At 53.9% G+C, this 19,858-nt stretch carries 18 protein-coding genes and 2 tRNA genes; 5 read left to right on the forward strand and 15 right to left on the reverse strand.

Features of this window, described 5'->3' with window-relative positions; all coding sequences use genetic code 11:
- The 7 genes from rpsO to HBA26_RS08515 all read right to left on the reverse strand — a co-directional run.
- Window positions 1-237 (reverse strand): 30S ribosomal protein S15 (gene rpsO, locus HBA26_RS08485; RefSeq protein ID WP_166720874.1); only part of this gene is annotated, 237 nt, incomplete at its 3' end.
- A gap of 154 nt (window positions 238-391) precedes the next feature.
- Complete coding sequence (gene truB, locus HBA26_RS08490) at window positions 392-1,342, reverse strand: tRNA pseudouridine(55) synthase TruB (protein ID WP_028014548.1); 951 nt, start codon at window positions 1,340-1,342, stop codon at window positions 392-394.
- The gene (gene rbfA, locus HBA26_RS08495; RefSeq protein ID WP_041907887.1) at window positions 1,342-1,746 is read right to left on the reverse strand and encodes a 30S ribosome-binding factor RbfA; all 405 of its coding nucleotides are present in this window, start codon (window positions 1,744-1,746) and stop codon (window positions 1,342-1,344) included. Before rbfA ends, truB begins: the two co-directional genes overlap by 1 nt.
- Window positions 1,747-1,847: 101 nt before the next feature.
- Entirely contained in the window at window positions 1,848-4,535 is a 2,688-nt protein-coding gene (infB, locus tag HBA26_RS08500; RefSeq protein ID WP_041907885.1) for a translation initiation factor IF-2, read from the reverse strand.
- Between the two features lie 24 nt (window positions 4,536-4,559).
- Window positions 4,560-6,062 (reverse strand): transcription termination factor NusA, encoded by a 1,503-nt coding sequence (nusA, locus tag HBA26_RS08505; protein ID WP_014885374.1) that lies wholly within the window; start codon window positions 6,060-6,062, stop codon window positions 4,560-4,562.
- A gap of 28 nt (window positions 6,063-6,090) precedes the next feature.
- Window positions 6,091-6,543, reverse strand: a complete 453-nt coding sequence (gene rimP / locus HBA26_RS08510; protein WP_014833432.1) for a ribosome maturation factor RimP — start codon at window positions 6,541-6,543, stop codon at window positions 6,091-6,093.
- Between the two features lie 207 nt (window positions 6,544-6,750).
- Window positions 6,751-6,827, reverse strand: a tRNA-Met gene (locus HBA26_RS08515).
- Between the two features lie 287 nt (window positions 6,828-7,114).
- On the opposite strand from HBA26_RS08515, the gene argG reads away from it, so the two are divergent.
- Window positions 7,115-8,461, forward strand: a complete 1,347-nt coding sequence (gene argG / locus HBA26_RS08520; RefSeq protein ID WP_028014551.1) for an argininosuccinate synthase — start codon at window positions 7,115-7,117, stop codon at window positions 8,459-8,461.
- A gap of 179 nt (window positions 8,462-8,640) precedes the next feature.
- Here argG and HBA26_RS08525 read toward each other — a convergent pair.
- The 6 genes from HBA26_RS08525 to rlmE all read right to left on the reverse strand — a co-directional run bounded on the left by HBA26_RS08525 (window position 8,641) and on the right by rlmE (window position 14,233).
- A tRNA-Leu gene (locus HBA26_RS08525) sits at window positions 8,641-8,727 on the reverse strand.
- A gap of 9 nt (window positions 8,728-8,736) precedes the next feature.
- Window positions 8,737-9,069 carry a preprotein translocase subunit SecG gene (secG, locus tag HBA26_RS08530; protein ID WP_003861803.1) on the reverse strand — a complete coding sequence of 111 codons (333 nt, stop codon included), beginning with the start codon at window positions 9,067-9,069 and terminating at the stop codon, window positions 8,737-8,739.
- Window positions 9,070-9,292: 223 nt separating this feature from the next.
- The gene (gene glmM / locus HBA26_RS08535) at window positions 9,293-10,630 is read right to left on the reverse strand and encodes a phosphoglucosamine mutase (RefSeq protein WP_028014552.1); all 1,338 of its coding nucleotides are present in this window, start codon (window positions 10,628-10,630) and stop codon (window positions 9,293-9,295) included.
- On the reverse strand, window positions 10,623-11,471 hold the full coding sequence (gene folP, locus HBA26_RS08540) for a dihydropteroate synthase (RefSeq protein WP_126345806.1): 849 nt from the start codon (window positions 11,469-11,471) through the stop codon (window positions 10,623-10,625). The genes glmM and folP overlap by 8 nt, the downstream gene beginning before the upstream one ends.
- Window positions 11,472-11,569: 98 nt before the next feature.
- The gene (ftsH, locus tag HBA26_RS08545; RefSeq protein ID WP_013098921.1) at window positions 11,570-13,504 is read right to left on the reverse strand and encodes an ATP-dependent zinc metalloprotease FtsH; all 1,935 of its coding nucleotides are present in this window, start codon (window positions 13,502-13,504) and stop codon (window positions 11,570-11,572) included.
- Between the two features lie 102 nt (window positions 13,505-13,606).
- Window positions 13,607-14,233 (reverse strand): 23S rRNA (uridine(2552)-2'-O)-methyltransferase RlmE, encoded by a 627-nt coding sequence (rlmE, locus tag HBA26_RS08550; protein ID WP_003861812.1) that lies wholly within the window; start codon window positions 14,231-14,233, stop codon window positions 13,607-13,609.
- Window positions 14,234-14,360: 127 nt separating this feature from the next.
- Between rlmE and yhbY the strand changes: the two genes are divergently transcribed.
- Window positions 14,361-14,654 (forward strand): ribosome assembly RNA-binding protein YhbY, encoded by a 294-nt coding sequence (yhbY, locus tag HBA26_RS08555; protein WP_126345804.1) that lies wholly within the window; start codon window positions 14,361-14,363, stop codon window positions 14,652-14,654.
- Window positions 14,655-14,806: 152 nt separating this feature from the next.
- Here yhbY and greA read toward each other — a convergent pair whose 3' ends face one another.
- The gene (gene greA, locus HBA26_RS08560; RefSeq protein WP_006812122.1) at window positions 14,807-15,283 is read right to left on the reverse strand and encodes a transcription elongation factor GreA; all 477 of its coding nucleotides are present in this window, start codon (window positions 15,281-15,283) and stop codon (window positions 14,807-14,809) included.
- A 228-nt stretch (window positions 15,284-15,511) separates the two neighbouring features.
- On the opposite strand from greA, the gene dacB reads away from it, so the two are divergent.
- Genes dacB through pmrB form a run of 3 tightly spaced genes read left to right on the forward strand, consistent with a single transcriptional unit; the run spans window position 15,512 to window position 18,650 of the window.
- Window positions 15,512-16,945, forward strand: a complete 1,434-nt coding sequence (gene dacB / locus HBA26_RS08565; RefSeq protein ID WP_028014554.1) for a serine-type D-Ala-D-Ala carboxypeptidase — start codon at window positions 15,512-15,514, stop codon at window positions 16,943-16,945.
- Window positions 16,946-16,947: 2 nt separating this feature from the next.
- Complete coding sequence (gene pmrA / locus HBA26_RS08570) at window positions 16,948-17,610, forward strand: two-component system response regulator PmrA (RefSeq protein WP_028014555.1); 663 nt, start codon at window positions 16,948-16,950, stop codon at window positions 17,608-17,610.
- Window positions 17,607-18,650: a two-component system sensor histidine kinase PmrB gene (gene pmrB / locus HBA26_RS08575; RefSeq protein ID WP_126345803.1), complete on the forward strand. Its 1,044-nt coding sequence runs from the start codon at window positions 17,607-17,609 to the stop codon at window positions 18,648-18,650. The genes pmrA and pmrB overlap by 4 nt, the downstream gene beginning before the upstream one ends.
- Window positions 18,651-18,683: 33 nt before the next feature.
- On the opposite strand, the gene cgtA is transcribed toward pmrB, so the two are convergent.
- Window positions 18,684-19,856, reverse strand: a complete 1,173-nt coding sequence (cgtA, locus tag HBA26_RS08580) for an Obg family GTPase CgtA (RefSeq protein WP_014885381.1) — start codon at window positions 19,854-19,856, stop codon at window positions 18,684-18,686.
- Between the last annotated feature and the right edge of the window lie 2 nt (window positions 19,857-19,858).

Below are 19,858 nucleotides of genomic sequence, written 5' to 3' on the forward strand. Positions count from 1 at the left end.
GGTGTAGCGTGCAACATCTTTACGCTTCAGGTAGTCGAGCAGTTTACGACGCTGAGAAACCATGCGCAGCAGACCACGACGGCTGTGGTGATCTTTTTTGTGCTCTGCAAAGTGACCCTGCAGGTGGTTAATCTGTGCAGTCAGCAGTGCAACCTGAACTTCGGTAGAACCGCTGTCGTTAGTACCACGACCAAACTCAGAAACGATTTTAGCTTTAGCTTCAACGCTTAGAGACATTTTCAAACTCCAAAGTATAAAAAATGTAAGGGTGCCGATCTCTAATTCAGCGACCCCATGTACGCCCCGCAGATTGTTAAACAATTTACCGGGCATTAAGCGGCGATATTCTACTCGTCTCCCCTGCTTATCGCAAGGTGAGGCGTAATCACCGTCACGCGTCGACCGGATATTCGACGACCAGACGACGCGGCGCAACGCGCCCTTCACCGTCCATTTCGCCCATACCGATGAATTTCCCTTCGTCACCTTCCGTCACGCGTACCAGTCCATCCAGCGGCGCATCCGTCGTACGAACCGGGTTTCCGTTTTTAAAGTAAACGGACGATGTTAAAGGAAGATTAACGATCGGGAAGTCCGCTGCCGGACTGTCCATTGGCATCAGCAGTGGATCCAGCAAATCTGCTGGTTCCACTCCCTGCGCTTGTGCCTGTTCAGCCAGCGCGCGCAGCTGCTCAAGCGTCACCATGCGTTCCACCGGATATTTACTGACCGCCAGACGACGCAGATAAATCACATGCGCACCGCAGCCCAGCTTTTCACCCAGGTCGTCGATGATGGTGCGAATATAGGTCCCTTTCGAACAGTGGACTTCCAGCTCCAGCTCGTCACCTTCGTGGCGAATGAACAGCAGCTCATACACGGTTATCGGACGCGCTTCGCGCGGGACGTCAATTCCCTGGCGCGCATATTCGTAGAGCTTCTTGCCCTGATATTTCAGCGCCGAATACATCGATGGCACCTGCATCGTGTCTCCGCGGAAGCTCTCCAGGGCCGCATCAAGCTGTTCGGCGCTGAAGGTCACCGGGCGCTCTTCCACCACCTGACCATCCGCGTCGGAAGTATCCGTACGCTGGCCCAGCTTAGCGATAACGCGGTAGCGTTTATCGGAATCGAGCAGGTACTGGGAAAACTTTGTCGCTTCACCCAGGCAAATCGGCAGCATGCCGGTCGCCAGCGGATCCAGCGCGCCGGTGTGGCCCGCACGGTTAGCGTTATAAATACGCTTCACTTTTTGCAGCACGTCGTTGCTGGATGCACCCTGTGGTTTATCCAGCAGCAGCACGCCATGCACGTCGCGACCGCGACGACGAGGACGACTCATCAGTCCTCCTTGCTGTCGTCCGTCGGGTTAACACGACGTTCGTCGTCATGTTTCACCACGCTGGTCACCAGGTTGGACATGCGCATACCTTCGACCAGCGAGTTGTCGTAGAAGAAGGTCAGCTCGGGAACAATACGCAGGCGCATCGCTTTGCCGAGCAGAGAGCGGATGAAACCAGAGGCTTCCTGCAGTGCTTTAATGCCGTTTTTAACCGCCGCTTCGTCCTGATCGTTCAGGAAGGTCACGAACACTTTGGCATAGGCCAGGTCACGAGACATTTCCACGCCAGAGACGGTGGTCATCATACCGATACGCGGATCTTTGATTTCGCGTTGCAGGATGAGTGCGATCTCTTTCTGCATCTCCTGCGCCACGCGCTGTGGGCGACCAAATTCTTTCGCCATAATAAATTCTCCAGACAAAAAAGGGGCTAAAAGCCCCTTTTAAAATTATTGCCGGGTGGCACGAGGCGATCCCGGCCTACATATGGACTTATCCCTAAGGATTAGTCGATGCTGCGTTGGATCTCGATGATTTCGAACACTTCGATCATATCGCCAACGCGAACGTCGTTGTAGTTCTTAACGCCGATACCACATTCCATGCCGTTACGGACTTCGTTAACGTCATCTTTGAAGCGGCGCAGGGATTCCAGCTCGCCTTCGTAGATAACCACGTTGTCACGCAGTACGCGGATTGGGTTGTGACGCTTGATGGTACCTTCGGTAACCATACAGCCCGCGATCGCACCGAATTTCGGTGATTTGAACACGTCACGCACTTCAGCCAGACCGATGATCTGCTGTTTCAGCTCAGGAGACAGCATACCGCTCATCGCGGCTTTCACTTCGTCGATCAGGTTATAGATGACGGAGTAGTAGCGCAGATCCAGGCTTTCCGCTTCGATCACGCGGCGAGCAGATGCATCAGCACGCACGTTGAAGCCAACCAGGATAGCGTTGGATGCCGCAGCCAGGGTTGCGTCGGTTTCGGTGATACCACCTACGCCAGAACCGATGATCTTCACTTTCACTTCGTCGGTAGACAGTTTCAGCAAGGAGTCGGAGATCGCTTCCACAGAACCCTGAACGTCTGCTTTCAGAACGACGTTCACTTCGTGAACTTCGCCTTCAGCCATGTTCGCAAACATGTTCTCAAGTTTAGATTTCTGCTGACGCGCCAGCTTAACTTCACGGAACTTGCCCTGACGATACAGTGCCACTTCACGCGCTTTCTTCTCGTCACGCACAACGGTCACTTCATCACCGGCAGCCGGAACACCGGACAGACCCAGGATTTCCACTGGAATGGACGGACCTGCTTCCAGCACTTCCTGACCCAGTTCGTTACGCATCGCACGAACGCGACCGTATTCGAAGCCACACAGAACGATGTCGCCCTTGTTCAGCGTACCTTCGCGAACCAGAACCGTTGCAACCGGACCACGACCTTTATCCAGGAAGGATTCGATTACCGCACCGCTCGCCATACCTTTACGAACGGCTTTCAGCTCCAGAACTTCGGCCTGAAGCAGGATAGCGTTCAGCAGGTCGTCGATACCAGTACCCGCTTTTGCAGATACAGGGATGAACTGCGCTTCGCCGCCCCACTCTTCCGGCATAACGCCGTACTGAGACAGTTCGTTCTTCACGCGGTCCAGATCGGCTTCTGGCTTATCGATTTTGTTGACCGCAACAACCAGAGGCACCTGCGCCGCTTTCGCGTGCTGGATAGCTTCAATGGTCTGTGGCATAACGCCGTCGTCTGCTGCAACAACCAGTACAACGATATCCGTAGCCTGAGCACCACGAGCACGCATTGAGGTGAACGCTGCGTGGCCTGGGGTATCCAGGAAGGTGATCATGCCGTTTTCAGTTTCTACGTGGTAAGCACCGATGTGCTGGGTAATACCACCCGCTTCGCCGGAGGCAACTTTCGTAGAACGAATGTAGTCGAGCAGAGAGGTTTTACCGTGGTCAACGTGACCCATGATGGTCACAACCGGTGCACGCGGTTCAGCCGCAGCGCCAGTGTCACGGTCGCTCATTACTGCTTCTTCCAGCTCGTTTTCACGACGCAGGATAACTTTGTGGCCCATCTCTTCGGCAACCAGCTGTGCGGTTTCCTGGTCGATAACCTGGTTGATGGTCGCCATTGCGCCCAGCTTCATCATCGCTTTGATGACCTGAGAGCCTTTAACCGCCATCTTGTTCGCCAGATCGCCAACGGTGATGGTTTCGCCAATCACGACGTCACGGTTAACCGCCTGAGCTGGCTTCTGGAAGCCCTGCTGCAGAGAAGAACCTTTACGCTTGCCGCCTTTACCACCGCGAACCGCTGCACGAGCTTCTTCGCGGTCAGCTTTAGATTCAGCGTGTTTGTTACCTTTCTTAGCCGGACGCGCGGCTTTTGCATTACGACCACGGCCACGGCCGCCTTCTACTTCACGGTCGTTATCATCTTCAGCCTGACGCGCATGCTGAGAAGTGGTCACGTGATAGTCGCTGGTGTCTTCAGTCGGTTCAGCGGTATTCACGCCATTCTTCTCGTTTTCTTCTGCCATACGGCGCGCTTCTTCAGCGACGCGGCGAGCTTCTTCTTCCAGCTTACGGCGGGCTTCTTCTTCCGCTTTACGCTTCAGCTCGGCAGCTTCATTTTCACGGCGGGCTTTTTCAGCCTGGGCGGTTTTGGTCATTTCGTCTGTCTGTTGATTGCTCACTTTGTCTTTTTCCGCAGCGTCACGCTTCACTTTATCACTGGCGTCGCGTTTCGCTTTTTCTGCGGCCTCACGTTCAGCTTTTAATTCTGCTTCACGTTTGGCGGCTGCTTCCGCCTCACGCTGAGCTTGTTCTTCCGCTTCACGCTGTGCCTGCTCTTCCGCGGCAAGGCGTTCTGCCTCTTGCGGATCACGTTTTACAAAGGTGCGCGTCTTGCGGACTTCAATTTGTACCGATTTGCTTTTGCCACCGGTACCAGGAATGTTTAACGTGCTGCGCGTTTTGCGCTGCAGCGTTAACTTGTCAGGCGTAGAACCGTGTTCGCGGTTCAGGTGCGTTAACAAGGTTTGTTTTTCTTGTGCGGTCACCGAGTCATCAGCGGACTTCGGGATCCCTGCATCAGCAAATTGCTGTACCAGGCGGTCCACGGAGGTCTGAATCTCAGCAGCCAGCGATTTTACAGTTACATCAGTCATGCTGTTCCTTCCTGCTACAGTTTATTACGCTTCGTCGCCGAACCAGCAAATATTACGTGCGGCCATGATGAGTTCGCCGGCTTTCTCGTCGGTTAAACCTTCGATATCGGCCAGGTCATCAACGCCTTGCTCAGCGAGATCTTCCAGCGTACAAACACCACGGGCAGCCAGCTTGAACGCAATCGCACGATCAAGACCTTCCAGATTCAGCAGGTCATCAGCCGGCTTCTTATCGCCAAGGCTTTCTTCCTGAGCCAGTGCCAGGGTGGTCAGTGCGTTTTTAGCGCGTTCACGCAGGGCTTCAACGGTTGGCTCATCCAGACCGTCAATTTCCAGCAGCTCTTTCATTGGCACATAGGCCAGTTCTTCCAGCGTAGAGAAACCTTCTTCTACCAGAACAGTGGCGAAGTCTTCGTCAATGTCGAGGTATTTGGTGAAGGTATCGATCGCCGCATGGGCTTCAGCCTGATGCTTAGCCTGCAGGTCATCAACGGTCATGACGTTGAGTTCCCAGCCGCTCAGCTGTGACGCCAGGCGTACGTTCTGACCGTTACGGCCAATCGCCTGTGCCAGGTTGCCCGCTTCAACAGCGATATCCATGGTGTGTTTGTCTTCGTCAACAACGATAGACGCGACATCAGCCGGAGCCATTGCGTTGATCACGAACTGCGCCGGGTTGTCGTCCCACAGAACGATATCAATACGCTCGCCGCCCAGTTCGGTAGAAACCGCCTGAACGCGCGCACCGCGCATACCGACGCAAGCACCGACCGGGTCGATACGCTTGTCGTTGGTTTTCACCGCAATTTTCGCACGAGAGCCTGGATCGCGAGCTGCTGCTTTGATCTCAATAACTTCTTCGCCGATTTCCGGCACTTCGATGCGGAACAGTTCAACCAGCATTTCTGGTTTAGAACGGGTCACGAACAGCTGTGCACCACGCGCTTCAGGGCGTACGGCGTACAGAACACCACGAATACGGTCGCCCGGGCGGAAGTTTTCACGCGGCAGCATGTCTTCACGCAGGATCACGGCTTCAGCGTTGCCCGGCATCCCTTCGGATTTAATTTCCAGAGAGATGTTGTCACGGTTCACTTTCTTCACCACGCCAGTGATGATTTCGCCTTCCTGATCGCGGAACTGATCGACAACCAGCGCGCGCTCGGCTTCGCGCACTTTCTGCACGATAACCTGCTTAGCGGTCTGGGTGGTGATACGGTCGAAGGTCACAGATTCAATCTGATCTTCAACGTAGTCACCCACGTTCAGACTTTCGTCTTCAAAACGTGCCGCTTCCAGGGTGATCTCTTTGGTCGGCTGGGTCACTTCTTCAACGATTACCCAACGACGGAATGTATCGAAGTCACCGCTTTTACGATCGATTTCTACGCGAACATCGATCTCTTGTTCGTATTTTTTCTTGGTTGCTGTAGCCAGTGCACTTTCCAGCGCTTCGAAAATTTTCTCACGCGGCAGTGATTTCTCGTTGGAGACGGCTTCAACAACAGCCAAAATTTCTTTGTTCATCGCGGGCTTTTCACCTCAATCCAGACTGTTAAAAGTGGGGAACCAGGTTCGCCTTCTGGATATTACTCAGCGCGAACACTTCATCTTTGCCTTCGACTGTTACCGTGATCATTTCACCATCAACGGCTTTGATAATTCCCTGCCATTTACGGCGGTTCTGTACGGCCATACGCAGAACGAGAGCCACTTCTTCACCGGTAAAGCGCACATAGTGCTCGGCCGTGAACATCGGGCGATCCAGGCCAGGTGAGGAAACTTCCAGGTTGTACGCAACGGTAATCGGGTCTTCAACATCAAGAACCGCACTCACCTGGTGGCTGACATCAGCACAATCATCAACATTGATGCCATCTTCACTATCAATATAGATGCGCAGCGTCGATGTACGGCCGCGAACGAATTCGATGCCGACCAGTTCGTAGCCCAGTGCTTCGACCGGTGCAGTAATCATCTCTGTTAATTTTTGCTCTAATGTGGACAAGCCCACCCCCAAGACATAAAAAAAGGGCGTAAAGCCCAGTTATTCTGTAGTCAGATAACAAAAAACCCCGATAAATCGGGGCTTTAGATAACTGAACCCTATAGCCACAACTGTGGCCTGGAGCACTCTCCGAAAGAATTTTTTCAAATCCAGCTACGAAGGCTCTAAGTCTTCACAGTATATTTGAAAAAGAACTTTATGGGAAAGTGGTTGCGGGGGCCGGATTTGAACCGACGACCTTCGGGTTATGAGCCCGACGAGCTACCAGGCTGCTCCACCCCGCGCCTGAAACGTGGCAAATTCTACGCGTTTTGGACAGAATTTGCAAATAATGCTGGGATTTGGTACCGAAGACGGGACGTAAAATCGGCGTTTAGTATATTGATAGTTGCCCCCACCTGTCAACCCAGCTTCCGCCAGAGAGAACAGACCAAATTTTTTACAAAAAACGCATGAGTCTCTTCCGGTATTCGATAAAAGATGATTAAATGAATACTCACTTATTTTGCATAAAAATGCACAAGAGAACGAAAGCGGTCTCTAATCAGTCAATCAAGCAGGGTTTTATTCTATGACGACGATTCTCAAGCATCTTCCGGTAGGACAACGTATTGGCATCGCTTTCTCAGGCGGCCTGGATACCAGCGCTGCACTGCTGTGGATGCGCCAGAAGGGAGCGGTTCCGTATGCATATACTGCGAACCTGGGTCAGCCGGATGAGGACGATTACGATGCTATTCCTCGTCGCGCTAAAGAGTATGGCGCAGAAAACGCGCGACTGATTGACTGCCGTAAGCAACTGGTTGCTGAAGGTATCGCCGCTATTCAGTGCGGTGCGTTCCATAACACCACGGGCGGCCTGACCTATTTCAACACCACCCCGCTGGGTCGTGCCGTCACCGGCACCATGCTGGTTGCCGCCATGAAAGAAGATGGCGTAAACATCTGGGGTGACGGCAGCACCTATAAAGGCAACGATATCGAACGTTTCTATCGTTATGGCCTGCTGACCAACGCGGAGCTGCAGATCTACAAGCCGTGGCTGGATACCGACTTCATCGACGAGCTGGGTGGTCGTCATGAGATGTCTGAGTTTATGATTGCCTGCGGCTTTGACTACAAAATGTCCGTTGAGAAAGCCTACTCTACCGACTCCAACATGCTGGGCGCGACGCACGAAGCGAAGGACCTGGAATTCCTGAACTCCAGCGTGAAGATCGTTAACCCGATCATGGGCGTGAAGTTCTGGGACGAGAGCGTGAAGATCCCGGCAGAAGAAGTGACCGTGCGTTTCGAACGTGGTCATCCGGTTGCCCTGAACGGTAAGACCTTCTCTGACGACGTTGAACTGATGCTGGAAGCAAACCGCATCGGCGGTCGTCACGGTCTGGGCATGAGCGATCAGATTGAAAACCGTATCATCGAAGCGAAAAGCCGCGGTATCTATGAAGCTCCGGGGATGGCGCTGCTGCACATCGCTTACGAGCGTCTGCTGACCGGTATTCACAACGAAGACACCATCGAGCAGTATCACTCTCATGGTCGTCAACTGGGCAAACTGCTGTATCAGGGTCGCTGGTTCGATCCGCAGGCGCTGATGCTGCGTGACGCGCTGCAGCGTTGGGTAGCGAGCGCGATCACCGGTGAAGTGACGCTGGAACTGCGTCGTGGTAACGACTACTCCATTCTTAACACCGTGTCGGACAACCTGACCTATAAAGCCGAGCGTCTGACCATGGAAAAAGGTGAGTCTGTGTTTTCTCCGGACGACCGTATTGGTCAGTTGACCATGCGTAACCTGGACATCACCGATACCCGTGAGAAGCTGTTCAACTACGTTGAGAATGGTCTGCTCTCCGCGAATTCCGGTAACGGCCTGCCGCAGGTTGAGAACCTGGAGAATAGCGATAAGAAGTAATCGCTGATGTAACATGCAAAAGGCGCCCAATGGGCGCCTTTTTGTTTGGCTTTTGTAGGGCGGGTAAGCGCAGCGCCACCCGCCATTTTGCCCGATGGCGCTGCGCTTAACGGGCCTACGAAAGGCAAAAGCTACAGACGAAAAAAAAGACGTCTTGCGACGTCTTTCTTCTGGAATATTGGTACCGAGGATGGGACTCGAACCCACAAGCCCGTTAGGGCACTACCACCTCAAGGTAGCGTGTCTACCAATTCCACCACCTCGGTACGGAATACTTACTGCGGGATATCGCTGGTTGGCTTAGCCGGTGCAGCTGGCTGAGTCTGCTCAGTTTTGGCTGGCGCGCTCAGATTTTCCCACTCGCTTCCTTTGCTGGTCTTGTTGCTGTTGATATTGCCCAGCACCAGACTGATGATGAAGAACAGCGTAGCCAGAATCGCCGTCGTGCGGGTCATGAAGTTCGCAGAACCACTTGAACCGAACAGCGTACCGGAAGCGCCTGCTCCGAAGGAGGCTCCCATATCAGCGCCTTTACCTTGCTGCAGCATAATCAGCGCTACGAGAGCGATGGCTACAATAAGGAAAATAACTAAAAGAGCTTCGTACATAATCAACCTGTTCCTTGCGGATTTGCCGCATACCAATGCTTCGACCAATTAGCAGGATTTTTGTTTCCCACTGAAGCGGGTGTGAATACTAACCAAAGCGAATCACCTTCGCAAGGGCATTTTCGACGCATTGTATCAACTGCGGAAAAAAACAGCAAAAAGCCATTAATTGCTTAAAACAAAGGCGGCAAACGCCGCCTTTTTAAACATTTAGCATGCAAGATTATGCAGCTTTTACGGCATCAGCAATACGGTGCGCAAATTCGGTGACCTGCGCTTCGTCTTCGCCTTCCACCATCACGCGGATCAGCGGTTCGGTACCAGACTTACGCAGCAGCACGCGTCCACGGCTGCCCAGCGCCGCTTCAACGTCAGCCATTACCGCTTTCACGTTGTCATTTTCCAGCGGATCGCCTTTACCCGCAGTGAAACGCACGTTCACCAGGATCTGCGGGAACATTTTCATCCCGCTGCACAGATCGTGCAGGCTCATATGGTTGCGCGCCATCGCGGCAACCACCTGCAGCGCGGCAACAATGCCGTCACCGGTAGTGGTTTTATCGAGCAGAATCACGTGGCCGGAGTTCTCAGCACCAATGCGCCAGCCCTTCTCCTGCAATTTTTCCAGCACATAGCGGTCACCCACTTTCGCGCGAACAAACGGAATACCGAGCTGTTTCAGCGCCAGCTCCAGACCCATGTTGCTCATCAGGGTCCCTACCGCGCCGCCGCGCAGCTGACCCTGGCGCAGGCCTTCACGGGCAATGATGTAGAGGATCTGATCGCCGTCGACTTTATTACCTTCGTGGTCAACCATGATCACGCGGTCACCGTCGCCGTCCAGGGCAATACCCAGATCGGCTTTTTCCGCCAGCACGCGCGCCTGCAGGGCGCGCACGTCCGTCGCCCCGACTTCTTCGTTAATATTCAGACCATCCGGCTCGCAGCCGATGGCGATCACTTTCGCACCCAGCTCGCGGAAGACATTCGGCGCGATGTGATAGGTCGCACCGTTCGCACAGTCCACCACAATTTTAAGATGCGCCAGGCTCAGCTCGTTCGGGAAGGTGCCTTTGCAGAATTCGATATAACGACCCGCCGCATCGACGATACGGTTCGCTTTACCCAGCTCGGCGGAATCAACACAGGTGATCTCTTTTTCCATTTCGGCTTCAATGGCCTCTTCCACTTCGTCCGGCAGCTTAGTGCCGTCAATGGAGAAGAACTTGATGCCGTTGTCGTAGAACGGGTTATGAGACGCCGAGATCACAATTCCCGCTTCCGCGCGGAAGGTGCGCGTAAGGTAGGCAACAGCAGGCGTTGGCATTGGGCCAGTAAAAGAGGCTGAAAGCCCTGCAGCCGCCAGACCCGCTTCCAACGCAGATTCCAGCATATAGCCCGAAATACGGGTATCTTTACCAATAATGATCTTACGTGAGCCATGACGCGCCAGCACCTTGCCGGCAGCCCAGCCGAGCTTCAGAACAAAATCAGGGGTAATTGGAGCATCGCCTACGCGCCCACGGATACCATCGGTACCAAAATACTTACGATTACTCATAGCGTTTGTTTTCCTTCGCTGCCAGTGTGGCTTCCACCACACGCATGGCTTCTACTGTTTCTTTGACGTCATGGACACGGATAATGTGCGCGCCTTGCATCGCCGCAATTACCGCGCAGGCCAGGCTGCCACTCAGGCGCTCGCTCGGTCCTACATTCAGCAATTGGCCAATCATCGACTTTCTCGACATACCCACCAGCAGTGGCAGACCAAAGTGATGAAATTCCGATAAGCGCGCAAGCAACGCATAATTGTGTGAGAGATTTTTACCGAAACCGAACCCCGGGTCGAGCAGCAATTTATCTTTTGGGATGCCTGCACGCTCACAGCGTTCAATATGCTCAATAAAGAAGCGATTCACGTCGGCAAAGACGTCATCATACTTCGGCGCTTCCTGCATGGTTTTCGGTTGCCCCTGCATGTGCATCAGGCATACCGGCAGGCCCGTTTCTGCAGCGGCCTCGATCGCACCCGGTTCGGTCAGCGAGCGGATATCATTGATAATGTGAGCACCCACTCTCGCCACTTCACGGATCACTTCTGGTTTGGACGTGTCGACGGAGATCCACACCTCGAAACGTTGCGCGATTGCCTCAACCACCGGCACCACGCGCGCCAGCTCTTCTTCCACCGAAACATCTGCCGCGCCGGGACGCGTCGATTCACCGCCCACGTCAATGATGGTGGCACCCGCGTTGATCATTAGATTTGCGTGCTTAACCGCGTCGATAAGCGTGTTATGCGTGCCGCCGTCAGAGAAGGAGTCAGGGGTAACATTCAGGATCCCCATCACGTGCGGATGTGAAAGATCAAGATGCGAGTCCTGGGCGAAGAGTTTCATGGTCAAATCCCTGGTTTTAGTATGGTTTAACGGAAAAGAAAAACCCCGGAGCAAGCTCCAGGGTTTGGGGTACAGACAAACGCTTCAACAGCAGTGACTTACTTGTCGCCCAACTGCTCTGACATGGTGTTGCCCGGGTTTGGCGTACGCGGTTCATCAACCGGACGCGGCGCGCGCGGGGTACCATTGTTGTCAGAATTGTTGGAAGCGCCTGGGTCTTCCCAGCCTGCTGGCGGACGCACTTCGCGGCGAGCCATCAGGTCGTCAATCTGCGGTGCATCGATGGTCTCATATTTCATGAGCGCATCTTTCATCGAATGCAGAATGTCCATATTGTCGTTCAGGATCTGACGCGCGCGACCGTAGTTACGTTCAATCAGCGCTTTCACTTCCTGGTCGATGATACGTGCCGTCTCATCGGACATATGTTTTGCTTTCGCTACGGAGCGGCCCAGGAATACTTCACCCTCTTCCTCTGCATACAGCAGCGGACCGAGTTTGTCGGAGAAGCCCCATTGAGTCACCATGTTACGCGCCAGGTTTGTCGCCACTTTAATGTCGTTCGACGCACCGGTAGAAACATGTTCCGGACCGTAGATGATCTCTTCTGCCAGACGACCGCCGTACAGGGTCGAAATCTGGCTTTCCAGCTTCTGACGGCTGGCGCTGATCGCGTCGCCCTCAGGCAGGAAGAAGGTCACACCCAGCGCACGGCCGCGCGGAATAATCGTTACCTTGTGTACCGGATCGTGTTCCGGCACCAGGCGACCGATAATCGCGTGACCCGCTTCGTGGTAAGCCGTGGACTCTTTCTGCGCTTCCGTCATCACCATGGAGCGACGTTCCGCACCCATCATGATTTTGTCTTTCGCTTTCTCGAACTCCACCATGGAGACCACGCGCTTGTTACCGCGAGCGGCAAACAGTGCAGCTTCGTTGACCAGGTTAGCCAGGTCCGCACCGGAGAAGCCCGGGGTACCGCGCGCAATGATTGCCGCGTCGATATCTGGCGCCAGCGGTACGCGACGCATGTGCACTTTCAGAATCTGTTCACGACCACGAACATCCGGCAGACCGACAACAACCTGACGGTCGAAACGGCCTGGACGCAGCAGCGCAGGGTCAAGTACATCCGGACGGTTAGTCGCCGCGATAACGATAATACCTTCGTTACCTTCGAAGCCGTCCATCTCAACCAGCATCTGGTTCAGGGTCTGCTCACGCTCATCGTGACCACCGCCCAGGCCCGCGCCACGCTGGCGGCCTACGGCGTCGATTTCATCGATAAAGATGATGCACGGTGCTGCCTTCTTGGCCTGCTCGAACATGTCACGCACACGAGATGCACCGACACCCACGAACATTTCAACGAAGTCAGAACCTGAAATAGTAAAGAACGGCACCTTCGCTTCACCCGCGATGGCTTTCGCCAGCAGGGTTTTACCGGTACCCGGAGGGCCTACCATCAGGACGCCTTTCGGGATCTTACCGCCCAGTTTCTGGAAACGGCTCGGCTCGCGCAGGTATTCAACCAGTTCACCCACTTCTTCTTTTGCTTCGTCACAACCGGCGACGTCAGCAAACGTGGTCTTGATCTGGTCTTCCGTCAGCATACGCGCCTTGCTCTTACCGAACGACATGGCACCTTTGCCACCGCCGCCCTGCATCTGGCGCATAAAGAAGATCCAGACGCCGATAAGAAGCAGCATCGGGAACCAGGAAATGAAGATAGAAGCCAGCAGGCTTGGTTCTTCTGGCGGCTCGCCTACCACTTTGACGTTTTTGGTCAGAAGGTTATCAAGCAGCTTAGGATCGTTCACCGGGATGTAAGTCGTGTAACGGTTACTATCTTTCTTGGTAACGTTGATCTCACGTCCGTTGATACGCGCTTCGCGAACCTGGTCCTGATTGACCTCTTGCAGGAAGGTAGAATAATCCACCTTGCGGCCATTCGACTCGCTGGGCCCAAAGCTCTGGAATACTGACATCAGCACAACGGCAATGACCAGCCAGAGTATTAGGTTTTTCGCCATGTCACTCAAGGGATTAACCTCATATTACAACTGTGTTAAAAACAGCGTCAGGATACTCTATATCCAGTTTCATTCAAACTTTCGTCTGAAATCTCCCGGTTATCATTTTCGCCCGGTCGCTACAATATACACTTCACGGGAACGGGCCCGGGAAGAGTCCGGCTTACGAACTTTGACCTTCGCAAACAGGGAGCGAATTTCCTTAAGATACTCCTCGAAACCTTCGCCCTGAAACACCTTCACAACAAAACTACCACCAGGCGCTAGTACATCACGACACATTTCTAACGCTAGCTCCACCAGATACATGGCGCGGGGGATATCCACCGCCGGTGTTCCGCACATATTTGGTGCCATATCCGACATGACAACCTGGACCTTACTGTCACCAACACGATCAAGTAACGCTTTCAGCACTAATTCATCACGAAAGTCGCCCTGAAGGAAGTCGACACCAACGATGGGATCCATTGGTAAAAGATCGCACGCGATGATTCGGCCCGTTCCGCCGATCTGCGTTACCGCATACTGGGACCATCCGCCAGGTGCCGCACCGAGGTCGACAACCGTCATCCCCGGCTTAAAAAGTTTGTCACTTTGCTGTATTTCATCAAGTTTAAACCAGGCACGGGAACGTAACCCCTTTTTCTGTGCCTGTTGAACATATTTATCGCTAAAGTGTTCCTGAAGCCAGCGGCTGGAACTGGCAGAACGCTTTTTACCTGTCATTTAACATTTCCGTCCTGGTTCATCGTTGCTTGCCTGTGACGTAAATTTCTACGCAGCTATTTGGCGATATAAGGGAGATGGCGGTAGAATGAACCGTTTTCAATCCCAACGTAAGCAAAAATATACGATGAATCTGAGTACTAAACAAAAACAGCACCTTAAAGGTCTGGCACATCCGCTCAAGCCTGTAGTCATGCTTGGCAGCAATGGTTTGACCGAAGGGGTGCTTGCCGAGATTGAACAAGCGCTGGAACACCACGAGCTGATCAAGGTGAAAATCGCCTCTGAAGACAGAGACACTAAAAACCTGATCGTGGAAGCCATCGTGCGCGAAACCGGCGCCTGTAATGTACAGGTCATCGGTAAAACGCTGGTGCTCTATCGCCCATCTAAAGAGCGTAAAATCTCGCTGCCACGCTAAGGATATCCTGAATCAATCACATTTTCTGTGTGAAACGAGGGATTTCTTTCAGCAGGCTCAGCAAAATGCCATGCTCCTTGAGTTGATAAAAGGCCGCTATGCGGCCTTTTTCTTTTCTTTACAATGTATCAACATCTTAGTAGAGAAGCGAATTACAGGTATTCAACCTTGATAATTTCGTATTCCACTTCACCGCCAGGGGTGCGGATGGTGACAACATCGTCCTGCTCTTTGCCAATCAGGCCGCGAGCAATGGGTGAGTTCACCGAAATCAGGTTCTGTTTAAAGTCTGCTTCATCATCGCCCACGATGCGATAGGTTTGCTCTTCATCGTTGTCGAGGTTCAGAACGCTGACGGTAGAACCAAAGATCACGCGACCGTTGTTAGGCATTTTGGTGATATCAATAACCTGTGCATTAGACAGTTTCGCTTCGATATCTTTAATGCGCCCTTCACAGAAACCCTGCTGCTCGCGCGCCGCATGGTATTCAGCATTCTCTTTCAGGTCGCCATGCTCACGGGCTTCCGCGATAGCGGCGATGATTTCAGGGCGACGCACGGATTTCAGGAAATCCAGCTCTTCGCGCAGTTTTTCGGCACCACGTAAGGTCATCGGAATAGCTTGCATTTGTTATACCTCTTAAACATTCCTGTTGGGAGCAGTGTTCCCTGCTCCTGCCCCCCGAAGCGGGCAAGAAGCAAAAAGAAAACCGACCCGGGAGCGACGCCCCAGGTCAGCAGCAATTTTTCAATTTGATACGCATTTTACCGCGAAGTTCACTATGGGTCATCGTTTACTTTGCAGTGCCATGCACCGTAGTATGACGGTTTGTTTTCGGGTTGTTAGCGCGAGATTATGCGATTTTCCAGTTTTATCATCGGATTGACTACCAGTATAACGTTCACCGCCCAGGCCGCGAATGTTGATGAGTACATTAATCAGCTCCCCGCAGGCGCGAACCTCGCCCTGATGGTGCAGAAGGTTGGCGCACAGGCTCCCGAGATTGACTATCACAGTCAACAGATGGCGCTGCCTGCCAGTACCCAGAAGGTGATCACTGCCCTCGCCGCCCTGCTCCAACTCGGGCCTGACTTCCGTTTTACCACCACGCTTGAAACCAAAGGTAACGTCGACGGTGGCGAACTGAAAGGCGATCTTATCGCCCGTTTCGGTGGCGATCCCACCTTTAAGCGCCAGGATATCCGCAACATGGTAGCGGTGTTGAAAAAATCCGGCGTGACAAAAATCGATGGCAACGTGCTGATCGATACCTCCATTTTTGCCAGCCACGATAAAGCACCAGGCTGGCCGTGGAACGACATGACGCAGTGCTTTAGCGCCCCGCCAGCCGCCGCGATTGTTGACCGCAACTGCTTCTCGATTTCCCTTTACAGCGCGCCCAAGCCAGATGATTTAGCGTTCATTCGCGTGGCATCTTACTATCCGGTGACCATGTTTAGCCAGGTGCGAACGTTGGCTAAAGGCTCCCCGGATGCCCAGTACTGCGAACTGGACGTGGTGCCTGGCGATCTTAACCGCTACACCCTCACCGGCTGCCTGACGCAGCGCGCCGATCCCCTGCCGCTGGCCTTCGCGATTCAGGATGGCGCAAGCTATGCGGGTGCGATTCTCAAGGATGAGCTGAAGCAGGCGGGAATAACCTACTCCGGCACGCTGCTACGCCAGACGCAGGTCAACCAGCCCGGAACGGTCATTGCCAGCAAACAGTCGCCACCGCTGCACGATTTGCTGCGAATTATGCTGAAAAAGTCTGACAACATGATTGCCGACACCGTGTTCCGCATGATTGGCCACGCGCGTTTCGGCGTGCCGGGAACCTGGCGCGCGGGCTCAGACGCTGTTCGTCAGATCCTGCGCCAGCAGGCGGGGATCGATCTGGGTAACACTATCGCCGTTGATGGTTCAGGATTATCGCGTCATAACCTGATTGCCCCGGCCACCATGATGCAGGTGCTTCAGTACATTGCACAACATGACACTGAGCTAAACTTTATCTCAATGCTGCCGCTTGCCGGACACGACGGTTCGCTGCAGTACCGCGCCGGGCTTCACGCGGCGGGTGTGGATGGCAAAGTCTCCGCGAAAACAGGTTCACTGCAGGGGGTGTATAACCTGGCAGGGTTCATCACGACCGCCAGCGGACAGCGCATGGCATTCGTGCAGTATCTTTCCGGCTATGCCGTCGAACCGACCGACCAGCGCAACCGCCGTATTCCACTGGTTCGCTTCGAAAGCAGGCTTTATAAAGACATCTACCAGAATAACTAGCGATGAAACTACTTATAGTTGAAGACGATCTGTTATTACAGGAAGGACTGGCTCTGGGACTCGCCAATGAAGGCTATGCCCTGGACTGTGCCGGCACCGCGGCAGAAGCAGATGCCCTGATCCAGAGCGGCGAATACAGCCTGGTGATCCTTGACCTGGGCTTGCCGGACAAAGACGGCGCGACGCTGCTTACCCAGTGGCGTCGCCGGGGCATCGCCAATCCGGTGTTAATCCTGACGGCACGCGACGCCATTGAAGATCGTATTACCGGCCTTGATGCTGGCGCCGATGATTACCTGGTGAAGCCCTTTGCGCTTGCAGAACTTCAGGCTCGGGTGCGAGCGTTAATACGCCGTTATCAGGGCCATAGTGATAACTTACTAACCGACGGGGACATTACCCTGAATCTGCAAACCCAGCAGGTATTGCGCCAGTCCCAGCCCGTTGAAGTCACTCCAAAAGAGTTCGCCTTGCTGACGCGTCTGATCATGCGAAGCGGACAAACGGTACACAGAGAAACCCTTCAGCAGGATATCTATTCCTGGCAGGACGATCCGGGGTCAAATACCCTGGAAGTCCACATCCACAACCTGCGTCGTAAGCTCGGCAAAGACCGGATTAAAACCGTCCGCGGCGTTGGCTACCGCCTGGAGAGCCAGAAATGAACAGCATGCGTCGGCGATTAATGGTGTTGCTGGCGGTCATTCTGTTATTTTTCCAGCTGATAAGCGTCATTTGGTTGTGGCACGAAAGCCGCGAGCAGATTGGCTTTCTGGTGAACGAAACGCTGTCGGCAAAATCGCGTAACAACCACGTCGAGAAAGAGATCCGCGAAGCGATTGCCTCGCTGCTGGTTCCTTCCCTGGTGATGGTTGGGTTTACGTTGTTTTTCTCGTTCTGGGCGGTCACCTGGATAACCCGACCGCTGAACAAACTGCGCGTGAGCCTGGCTAACCGTTCGGCGGATAACCTAACCCCACTTCCTATGTATTCCGACATGGAAGAAATCGGCGCCGTTACCACCTCGCTCAATCAGCTACTCGCCAGGCTGGACAGTACCATTCAGCAGGAGCGTCTCTTCACGGCTGACGCCGCCCATGAACTGCGAACGCCTCTTGCCGGAATCAGGCTCCATCTGGAGCTCATGGCCCAGTCAGGCTCTACGCAGGCCACGACGCTCATCAGCCGTATTGACCAGCTAATGCACACCGTTGAGCAACTGCTGATGCTGGCCCGTGCAGGACAGGCAATGGCGAGCGGCCACTATGAAACCATCAACTGGACGGACACCATTATCACGCCTCTTGGTCTTGAGCATGAAGCCAAAGAGCATACGGTGATTTGGCCTGCTAAAAGCGCGCTCACTGTTCAGGGAGACGCGGTACTGCTGCGGCTGATGCTGCGCAACCTGCTGGAGAATGCCGGGCGCTACAGCCCGACAGGCACCACGATTACCGTGACGCTTACCGAGGTCGAAGGCGGTACGCAGCTCAGCATTATCGATCAGGGGCCTGGTATTGACGAAGCGCATCGACAGTCGATCACGGAGCCGTTCCGTCGCCTCGATCAGCGTTACGGCGGCAGCGGCCTGGGCCTGAGTATCGTACAGCGCATCCTGCAGCTTCATCACGGTAAGCTGATGCTGGAGAATGGTGCTGAAGGCGGCCTGATAGCAAGCTGCTGGCTGCCCTCAACGCTGGAATGAAAAAAGCCCCCTGATGGGGGCTTTGGACAGATATTAGTGCTTGTAGATGAACTCGACGCCTTCTTCGTCGTCTTCATCCCAGTCATCGTCCCAGTCGTCTTCCTCTTCCGCTTCGAGCTCTTCGAGCTGCTGGCGGTGGTAGTCATCCCACATGAATTCGACTTTTTCTGGCTGTTTCGCTTCTTCAGCCTGAACGACAGGGTTCTCGATGATGAAGGTCATCACATCCCAGCAGAGATCTTTCACGCCAACCTGGCTTGCCGCGGAGATAAGGTAGTATTTATCTTCCCAGCCCATTGCTTCGGCAATCGCTTTGGCTTTCGCTTCGGCTTCCGCTTTATCCATCAGGTCGATCTTGTTGAAGACCAGCCAGCGTGGCTTACTCGCCAGTTTTTCGCTGTATTTTTCCAGCTCACCGATAATGATACGGGCGTTTTCAACCGGATCTGACCCGTCGATCGGATCGATGTCGATGAGGTGCAACAGTACGCGGCAACGCTCAAGGTGCTTCAGGAAGCGAATACCCAGGCCAGCCCCTTCCGCAGCGCCTTCAATCAGGCCCGGAATATCGGCGACCACAAAGCTCTTCTCGTTATCCATACGGACAACGCCGAGGCTTGGTACCAGCGTGGTAAACGGATAGTCCGCTACTTTTGGCTTGGCCGCAGAGACGGCGCGAATAAAGGTCGATTTACCTGCGTTTGGCATACCCAGCATGCCCACGTCAGCCAGCAGCATCAGTTCAAGTTGCAGGTCGCGCTTATCACCCGGGGTACCCATCGTTTTCTGACGCGGGGTACGGTTAACGGAAGATTTGAAACGGCTGTTACCCAGACCGTGCCAGCCGCCTTTTGCGACCATCAGGCGCTGACCGTGTTTGGTCATATCGCCCATGGTTTCACCGGTGCCCTGATCGATAACGCGCGTACCAACCGGAACCTTAATGGTCACGTCTTTACCGCGTTTACCGGTACAGTCACGGCTCTGGCCGTTCTGTCCGCGTTCTGCGCGGAAGGATTTTTCAAAGCGGTAGTCGATCAGCGTGTTGAGGTTTTCATCTGCCTCCAGCCACACGTCACCACCATCGCCACCGTCACCGCCGTCAGGGCCGCCACGAGGAATATATTTTTCACGGCGGAAGCTTACACAACCGTTACCGCCATCACCTGCCACGACCAGAATCGTCGCTTCATCAACAAACTTCATTT

The organism is Enterobacter sp. 725m/11, assembly GCF_011683705.1.
Classification (GTDB): Bacteria; Pseudomonadota; Gammaproteobacteria; order Enterobacterales; family Enterobacteriaceae; genus Enterobacter; species Enterobacter bugandensis.

Coding starts and splice junctions, on each gene's coding strand:
- truB (WP_028014548.1), bottom strand. CDS start 1,342: ATGAGTCGTCCTCGTCGTCGCGGTCGCGACGTGCATGGCGTGCTGCTG.
- rbfA (WP_041907887.1), bottom strand. CDS start 1,746: ATGGCGAAAGAATTTGGTCGCCCACAGCGCGTGGCGCAGGAGATGCAG.
- infB (WP_041907885.1), bottom strand. CDS start 4,535: ATGACTGATGTAACTGTAAAATCGCTGGCTGCTGAGATTCAGACCTCC.
- nusA (WP_014885374.1), bottom strand. CDS start 6,062: ATGAACAAAGAAATTTTGGCTGTTGTTGAAGCCGTCTCCAACGAGAAA.
- argG (WP_028014551.1), top strand. CDS start 7,115: ATGACGACGATTCTCAAGCATCTTCCGGTAGGACAACGTATTGGCATC.
- secG (WP_003861803.1), bottom strand. CDS start 9,069: ATGTACGAAGCTCTTTTAGTTATTTTCCTTATTGTAGCCATCGCTCTC.
- glmM (WP_028014552.1), bottom strand. CDS start 10,630: ATGAGTAATCGTAAGTATTTTGGTACCGATGGTATCCGTGGGCGCGTA.
- folP (WP_126345806.1), bottom strand. CDS start 11,471: ATGAAACTCTTCGCCCAGGACTCGCATCTTGATCTTTCACATCCGCAC.
- ftsH (WP_013098921.1), bottom strand. CDS start 13,504: ATGGCGAAAAACCTAATACTCTGGCTGGTCATTGCCGTTGTGCTGATG.
- rlmE (WP_003861812.1), bottom strand. CDS start 14,233: ATGACAGGTAAAAAGCGTTCTGCCAGTTCCAGCCGCTGGCTTCAGGAA.
- yhbY (WP_126345804.1), top strand. CDS start 14,361: ATGAATCTGAGTACTAAACAAAAACAGCACCTTAAAGGTCTGGCACAT.
- greA (WP_006812122.1), bottom strand. CDS start 15,283: ATGCAAGCTATTCCGATGACCTTACGTGGTGCCGAAAAACTGCGCGAA.
- dacB (WP_028014554.1), top strand. CDS start 15,512: ATGCGATTTTCCAGTTTTATCATCGGATTGACTACCAGTATAACGTTC.
- pmrA (WP_028014555.1), top strand. CDS start 16,948: ATGAAACTACTTATAGTTGAAGACGATCTGTTATTACAGGAAGGACTG.
- pmrB (WP_126345803.1), top strand. CDS start 17,607: ATGAACAGCATGCGTCGGCGATTAATGGTGTTGCTGGCGGTCATTCTG.
- cgtA (WP_014885381.1), bottom strand. CDS start 19,856: ATGAAGTTTGTTGATGAAGCGACGATTCTGGTCGTGGCAGGTGATGGC.